Annotated in this window: 1 protein-coding gene; it reads left to right on the forward strand. The window is 40.6% G+C overall.

All coding sequences use genetic code 11. The features are described from left to right. Positions 1–367: 367 nt before the first annotated feature. Positions 368–975, forward strand: a 608-nt coding sequence (locus tag AC1DWB_RS36075) for a PAS domain-containing protein (protein ID WP_477545857.1), incomplete at its 3' end; no start/stop codon positions are given.

Genomic DNA, 975 nt, shown 5'->3' on the forward strand with positions numbered 1-975 from the left:
TGGCCAAACAGAGCGGGAATGCAGAGGAGTTTCTCAACAGTATAGTCCATATATTCTTCTACGGGATTGGAGTTAAATCCTGATCTGTATGTCTAGCGAGTGAACTTAACAACTGGAGGAGAAGGGATATAATGGACCTATCGCAAGTGATCCTACCGCTATTCACACATTTCATTCCGATCCTATTTTTTGTTTATATGGGGATTGATGTGCTGTTGCGCATATCTTTTACTTACCCGTGGTTATCATCCTAATCTTAGTTGTTTTTAATGACAACATGATTTCCGCGAGTGAATACCATCAGGTCGGTATATGGAAACTTCCGGTCTATAACAGACCTTATTATATTGCCATGATTGCTAGTATCGTGAATAATGTCTCATACTTGATTCCGCTTATTAAAGGCAGAGTCAGTGCTGGTACACGGGAAATTAGGGCGATTTACGATCAACTGATCTTGGGTGTCGTAATATCAGCTGTTTGGTTCACCGTGTTTGGGTTGATTAATTTCGGAGGCAGCCTACCTCCTTATCCTTATTTATATGGCGGCGTTTTGTGGTGTTTCTTTCTACGGCGTACGATGATGAAATACGATTTCATGAATTTCCTGGACAAACGGTATGAGAAATTGTTCAATCTGAACCCGGCTGCGATTGTGCTCGTTGATCTTAACGGCAACATCAAAGAAGCGAATCCAAGCGCCAAGCAATTATTCGACTCGATTCACCTCGATCTTAATAATTTTTACACGATTTTAATTGGAAACGAAGAAGTGAAAACATGCATACGCACTCGAGAAGAGATCAAAGATTGTGAGATGACGATCAGTATCGAGAATAAGCAATTGGACATTCTGATTGATGGCGATTATGTGCTAGTCGAGTATCAACCTCATCTTATTCTCATTCTCAGGGACGTTACCATCCAGAAGGAAAATCAAAGAGAAGTGAAATTCTTAGCCTATCATGATTCGCT

It is taken from the genome of Paenibacillus sp. P4_E11 (assembly GCF_056401635.1).